At 59.1% G+C, this 6,000-nt stretch carries 7 protein-coding genes and 1 pseudogene; 6 read left to right on the forward strand and 2 right to left on the reverse strand.

Annotated features, from left to right (window positions below; all coding sequences use genetic code 11):
- Positions 1-79: 79 nt before the first annotated feature.
- The 6 genes and pseudogenes from HV670_RS25720 to HV670_RS25745 all read left to right on the forward strand — a co-directional run bounded on the left by HV670_RS25720 (position 80) and on the right by HV670_RS25745 (position 3,321).
- A complete protein-coding gene (locus HV670_RS25720) occupies positions 80-973 on the forward strand; it encodes a LysR family transcriptional regulator (protein ID WP_175107819.1) in 894 nt (297 codons plus the stop codon).
- 835 nt (positions 974-1,808) lie between these two features.
- A complete protein-coding gene (locus tag HV670_RS25725) occupies positions 1,809-2,051 on the forward strand; it encodes a hypothetical protein (protein ID WP_175107820.1) in 243 nt (80 codons plus the stop codon).
- Positions 2,039-2,317, forward strand: a pseudogene (locus tag HV670_RS25730) (AAA family ATPase); the annotation flags it as partial. The gene HV670_RS25725 and the pseudogene HV670_RS25730, both read left to right, overlap by 13 nt.
- A gap of 75 nt (positions 2,318-2,392) precedes the next feature.
- Positions 2,393-2,659 (forward strand): hypothetical protein, encoded by a 267-nt coding sequence (locus HV670_RS25735; protein ID WP_175107822.1) that lies wholly within the window; start codon positions 2,393-2,395, stop codon positions 2,657-2,659.
- 11 nt (positions 2,660-2,670) lie between these two features.
- A complete protein-coding gene (locus HV670_RS25740; RefSeq protein WP_246257953.1) occupies positions 2,671-2,943 on the forward strand; it encodes a type II toxin-antitoxin system RelE family toxin in 273 nt (90 codons plus the stop codon).
- 234 nt (positions 2,944-3,177) lie between these two features.
- A complete protein-coding gene (locus HV670_RS25745; protein ID WP_175107824.1) occupies positions 3,178-3,321 on the forward strand; it encodes a hypothetical protein in 144 nt (47 codons plus the stop codon).
- A gap of 957 nt (positions 3,322-4,278) precedes the next feature.
- Here the strand turns inward: HV670_RS25745 and HV670_RS25750 are convergent.
- Both HV670_RS25750 and HV670_RS25755 read right to left on the reverse strand, forming a co-directional pair.
- A complete protein-coding gene (locus tag HV670_RS25750; protein ID WP_175107825.1) occupies positions 4,279-4,593 on the reverse strand; it encodes a hypothetical protein in 315 nt (104 codons plus the stop codon).
- Between the two features lie 410 nt (positions 4,594-5,003).
- A complete protein-coding gene (locus HV670_RS25755; protein ID WP_175107826.1) occupies positions 5,004-5,324 on the reverse strand; it encodes a DUF4148 domain-containing protein in 321 nt (106 codons plus the stop codon).
- Positions 5,325-6,000 lie beyond the last annotated feature (676 nt).

Consider the following 6,000-nt stretch of genomic DNA (forward strand, 5'->3'; position numbering starts at 1 on the left):
GTGACGACCCACGCGCTCTACTAGATAATGAATCTTGGATGCGTTTAGTAGTCCAGCTAATGAATCGGAAGATGGAATCGTGGCAAAGAGGAACCTGAACGACCTGCTGGGGTTCGTGACCGTCGCGCGGGAGGGCAGCTTCACGCGCGCCGCGGCGAGTCTGGGGGTTACGCAATCGGCGTTGAGCCAATCCATCCGCGGGCTGGAGGAGCGGCTGCAGATCCGCCTCCTGGCGCGGACGACGCGCAGCGTGTCGACGACCGCGGCCGGCGAGCGCCTGATGCTGGCCATCGGGCGGCGTTTCGACGAGATCGAATCCGAGCTCGATGCCTTGACCGAACTGCGGGACAAGCCGGCCGGCACGGTCCGCATCACCTGCGGCGATCACGTGCTGCAAAGCAGCCTGCTGCCCAGGCTCGCGCCGTTGCTGCGGGACTACCCGGACGTCACGGTGGAGTTCGACGTGAACTACGGGTTCCGCGACATCGTGGCCGACCGCTTCGATGCCGGCGTGCGCATCGGCAGCACGATCGACAAGGACATGATCGCCGTCGCGATCGGGCCAGCGCTGCGCCTGGCGGTGGTCGCATCACCCGAGTATTTCGCGGCCCACGCGGCGCCGAAGCAGCCCCGGGATCTGACGGAGCATCGTTGCATCAACCAGCGCATGCCGACTTCCGGCGGCCTATACGTCTGGGACTTCGAGCGGCGCGGCCGCAAGGCCAACGTGCGCGTGGACGGGCCCCTCATCTTCAACACCACGCCGCCGCGAGTGGAAGCGGCGCTCGCTGGCTTGGGCGTCGCCCTGCTGCCCGAAGACGAGATGATGCCCCATGTCAGCGCCGGGCGGCTGGTGCGCGTGCTGGAAGACTGGTGCCCGAAATTTGCCGGGTACCACCTCTACTACCCGAGTCGACGGCAGCCTTCTCCGGCGTTCTCGTTAGTCGTGGACGCATTGCGTTTTCGTGGATGAGGTCAACGAATCCTGGAAAACGAAGTGGGACGGTAGGTTGCGGTCCGTCTACAACGGCCGGTTCGCGCTATTGACCGGCCGTCCAACAAGCAGCGCGTCGATTGTCTCAGAAGGGTCGAGAAGCGCCTTTCGCCCTTTCCGAACAATATCCTCCTTGGCGAGTTGCCCGGAGCCAAACGGCGACACAGGCCTCTTATTCCCCCCGTGCTTTCGAGACTAACGAATCGCACGCTAGTCTGGAATTCCAGTTGCCGACACATGTTCCACCCGCGACTGGTGCGCATGGGACCCTACGGCGGCGGATTCCTGGAAGTTCAATCAATTCCGTGCGTTCGTGTTTAATTAACTGCGTTTTGGTCTAAGTAATTCCGTTTTCCGACAGTACTTGCCTCCAGCTGCGCTCCTGCAATCTGCGCACGAAGGGGCTAATGCCGAAGAAGTGCTATCAACGCCGCACGGCGAAGCACGCGCGTCGGATTCAGCGATTGCAGAAAGTCGTTGCCCGGAAGGGACATTGTCCAACGCCAGTCTCGCGCGCGACGCTACGATGCCGGGATCTGAAAGGTGGACGATTTCGAAAGCATTTCAGCGTTGGTGGCGTGTGCCGGTTCCGTAGACTGGTCTCACCTTCTCGCGCCACTGGCGCATCGAAATAGCCCACCGAGGGCTATTGCAGGTAAGTCCTCGCGGTCCGTCTCTCTCAATACCGGGCCATTCCAACGGGCGGTTCTCCGAACAGCCCGTCTTTTTCTCCGTTTCCAAATCACCGGCTCGCCGGCATCCGGACGCTTTCCCATCAGGGAGTCGCCCAGACTGGATCTATTCGAGGTTTTTCATGGCAGCACCGAAAGCATTTCTTTCAACCCGCCGGGTATCCAGTGAAGCCGCCTCGGCTGAACTGACGCAGCACGCCACCCGATTTTTGCGCCGTGTCGCGCATGACATGCACCTGTCTTCGAGGGATTTCGATATCAAGGCGACACGTGCGATGGCTAGCCGCGGCGACGAGTCGTGGGTGCCGTCGGAATACGACTATTTGATGCCTGTTACTGACGGGGACATGCCATGCGTCCACTGATCCTGTACCTGAAGGGGTTCACCGGTGTTCGTGATGGAATGAAGCGCGACGAGATCACGATTGATTTCGAAATGCTGCCTGCCGGTCTGATCGCACTCGTTGGTCCCAACGGGTGCGGCAAGACTACGATCATGGACAACCTGCATCCGTACCGCATCCTGCCTTCACGGGCAACGAAGCTGTCGGTCGACGCTTTCTCGTACTGGGATCACCTCTTCGGCGTTCAAGCCGAGAAGGTTCTGGAATGGGAGCACGGCGGCGTGCGGTAGCGCGATCGTTCTGGATGCACGTATCTAGAGCGAAAATGTTTCCCGATCGAGCGCCAGGCGAGCCACCTACCATTGCCAGTCGACAGTTGCTGGGCTCGCTCGAGGCCTGGGGCGTTTGCGTCGGAGTTAGGCTTTCACGCGCTGGCTGCACAGCTCACGCGCGGCCGACTCCCCGACTACGAGTTCCATACGCGCGAGAAGGTGTCGTTCGATGGACTCGATGTCGTGATGTTCAACGAAAAGTGGCAGTTCAAGTTCGCCCATCAGGTGGGGGATACACTCTCGTTGTTCATCAGTGAGTTTGGCGGGGAACACCTCGCCAGCCGCCAGCGGAATTAATGCGGAGACGAATGATGATCCGTCAACGCTTAACCCGGTTCGTGCGCGAGCAGTTTAAAAAGAAGTTGAAAGAACGCCTCGAGAACCCTCGCGTGCCGTCTGCGGCGCTCTCGACGATGGCCGACACGTACAAGATAAAGCTCGCGTCCTTGGGCTTTCGCCTCGTGTACCGTGTCGATGAAGGTATTGTCACCGTGACGGTGCCTTTCCACCACATTGCTGGTTGCCTCGGTTCTATGGTTTCTGCCTGCAATCCGTTCCAGCTTCGATTTGCGCATGGTTGAGGAATTCATCAAGCGATTTGCTTCGGTTGAACCGACGCCCGATGCGCCAGCAGCGGCAGACGGCGGCGGCAAAAAACCGACACAGTGATGGACGGGCTCGAAATCGGTCCGGGCCCTGTCTTGCCGCAGTCCGATCGGAATTCTAAGGCTCGAGGCAGTCTGCCCGCTTGCACTGCATCTGCCGGCCATGCCTAACCGGTGCGGCGACCCGAACCGACTGGGGAGGCGCGGGGCATGAAGCTGCTGGCGGTGCGCGACAACCTGCATCACGCGTCGATTGCATACGACATCGATCTGTCTTGCACGGCGACGACGGGGAACGCCCGCAGCAGCTCGACGGGGGCAGTTGTCGGCGTTCATCTAACGTTGAACCGGTGAGTCCCGTGCCTTGTGGCTTTGCGACGAAGTTGCTCAAACAACTTTGAACTCGTGGTTCATCTAAGTTTGAACTATCGGCAGGACGGTTCACCTGACTTTGAACTTCCTGCTGACGACCAAGCCGCTTCCAACGTCAGAAGTAGCACCTTCGACCGCTGCCGGACCCTATATAGCCGTCCTTCGGTCTCGCCAAATTCCGGACGTTCAGTGCCAGACGAGAGGGAGCCGCCATTTGCTCATCAGGCACACCTTTATTGTCTGCCCATGCCCTGATCGAAACAAAGCTAATCGCCTGAGACTTTACGTCGCTGCCTGCCAAGATGAATGCCAGCAGGGACCGAAGGGCCGTAGTAGCCACGCCCGGCACTTGATCTAACATGCATCGTTGGCTTCTCCGACTGGTACTGCAAGGTTCATGTGTGGAAGCCGGTGGTTTTCACCGATACGGTGCTCACGGACTAAATGGCATGCGAAGTGCACACAGGAAGAAACGGAGCACAGGCGCGCGCCTCAGAACAAGGTAACGAATACGGCAAACGAAAGACAGGAATTGCTACTGACAAGATTGAGTGGACGCGCTTGAGCTCGAGGAGCTCGCGGCCTCTCGCCGGAGGCCCGCGACGCGCGCATCTTTCCCGGGAACTACGCACGGGTGATGGTCACGAAGAATGGCCAACGCGTCACCAAGCCGATACGCTAACAGTGCCGCTTGGCTGACTAGCCCGCGTCCGTACGCCTGAAATATCCTGGCACTAGAGGGCCGCGAACTCGGAGCCGAAGATAAAGACGAGAACGTAGTCTTGGAATTTCGGCCGAATCCGCCTCACGACCCGCGGGTCGTGTGCCCGTGAAGCCGGTGTTTGGCACCGGGTGAGCCGCACCTCGCGTCCTTTGCTTCGACTGCCACCCCAAGAGAATTGCGCACCGCCAATGAACGCTGCAATCCATTCGTGCAATTCAACGTCCACCGCCTCCGTGACCGCCGCCTCCGTGACCACCGCCGCCGGACCAGTGTCCACTGGCACCCCCGTGACGTCCGCCAAAACGGTATCCACCGAACCCGTGGTAGCCATGGCCAAACCGACCTCGATAGTAGCCTCCCCAACCGCCCCCGATGAACCCGCCGCCGTACCCTGACGCATAGTAGTCGTAGGGATAGGGGTAGGCGCAGACATAGCCCGGGTCATAGAACTGCGGGTAGCCGTACCCAGGGGCAACGGCACATCCAGCGAGGCCGAAAACCGCGACAACTAACGAGATTGACTTCAACATCTAATGCTTTCCTATTGTGCCGTGTCGACGATGCCGTGCGCCACTGCTGCCCGGTGCTTTCCGCTTGGATGCGACCGTGCCTAGCTTGAAGGACAGCTAGGCATTTTGACGCGCATGCTCGGGCAGGGATAATGCGGCGGAAGTTGAAATGTGTGCTGCAGGCCGGCTGATACTCCCGTTCTTTCGATGGTCGAGTGTGCGCACCCGTTCATTGCTGTGCATAGAACCGAAATGGCGACTAGGCGGCTCAATGCGGAAAATCGTGGCGGCATCAATTTTCCTCCCACACAGCAGGCTGACGAGTCGCGACGCGGGCCACTCCCGCCGATTCGACGGTGCTGCCAAACCAAAAAAGTCCTGTTCATACATCCGTGAAGAATCGGGCGAGGCTCAGCGCAAAATACCTTTCCCTACTTTCGACTCGCCCAGTATTGTTCGGCCAAACTGAATCGCTGCCGATTACGCTCTATCGTCGCCGCGCTCGGCGGGTAGTCGAACTTCCCCGCAGGCGTGATACCGGTGCGTTCGGCCTCAAGCAGTTCTCCGCGTACTTGTGCACGCGTATTCCCGGCGGGCGCTTGCGCGTCAACGCTCACGAGACCGGACGGAGATGCGGCGCTTCCTTCGCTCGTGTTAGCCATAGCCGACCCTGGATACGCGTGAGTACCGTCGGCAAACGCGGAGCTCGCAAGCATCGCCGCTATCAGCGCTGCGCATAATTTAACTTTCATGAAGACTCCTGGAAGAGCTGACCTAAGACGTCGGTTGACGTCGGAGCTTCTATTGTTGGACGGCACACCTTAACCCCAGGTGACGTTAACATTACGGTTCGGTAATTCATGATTTCGTCTCGCGAATATATATCCGTAAAGCTTATTAATTAGACGGGGCCAAAAAATTAGACCAAGTGCATCGTGCCGAACTGATGGCTCAGTTGTTGCTATATATGGTTTTGTCGACGGTGCTCCGGCTTCGATGACTCACATCGTCGGCGTCGGGAGATGCCGCAGCTGTGCGCCGCTCCCTGGAGTTGTTCACATTTTTTGTTGGCAACCTTGTGGATAACCTGCGGGGTATGGGGTCAACATGCTGACGTCAAACGGATTTTGGCTGCGGGACAAAAATGGAGCAGGACGGCTAGTGGTGGACCGCTCCGCAGTCGGCACCGTTGCCCGAATTGTGCGGAGACGGTCACTCGTGCGCTCTAGCGGCGCCACCCGCGATGCCCGTAGTACCCACGTCGTAACCATGGGCGTAGTACCCGGGTCTGTAGTAACCAGGGCCGTAATATCCGGGCCCCCGGCGTCATAGTAGTTGTCGCCTCTGAAATTTCTTATCAAGAAGAGTCAGAGGTGCAGGTTGAAGGCGAGACAAACGTATTCTGTCGAGTTCAAGGAGCAGGCCCTG

The organism is Pararobbsia alpina (assembly GCF_902859895.1).
In the GTDB taxonomy this organism is placed as follows: domain Bacteria; phylum Pseudomonadota; class Gammaproteobacteria; order Burkholderiales; family Burkholderiaceae; genus Pararobbsia; species Pararobbsia alpina.

Bases quoted from the DNA above. Each gene is read 5' to 3' on its own strand.
- HV670_RS25725 (WP_175107820.1), top strand. From the start codon at position 1,809: ATGGCAGCACCGAAAGCATTTCTTTCAACCCGCCGGGTATCCAGTGAA.
- HV670_RS25740 (WP_246257953.1), top strand. From the start codon at position 2,671: ATGATGATCCGTCAACGCTTAACCCGGTTCGTGCGCGAGCAGTTTAAA.
- HV670_RS25745 (WP_175107824.1), top strand. From the start codon at position 3,178: ATGAAGCTGCTGGCGGTGCGCGACAACCTGCATCACGCGTCGATTGCA.
- HV670_RS25750 (WP_175107825.1), bottom strand. From the start codon at position 4,593: ATGTTGAAGTCAATCTCGTTAGTTGTCGCGGTTTTCGGCCTCGCTGGA.
- HV670_RS25755 (WP_175107826.1), bottom strand. From the start codon at position 5,324: ATGAAAGTTAAATTATGCGCAGCGCTGATAGCGGCGATGCTTGCGAGC.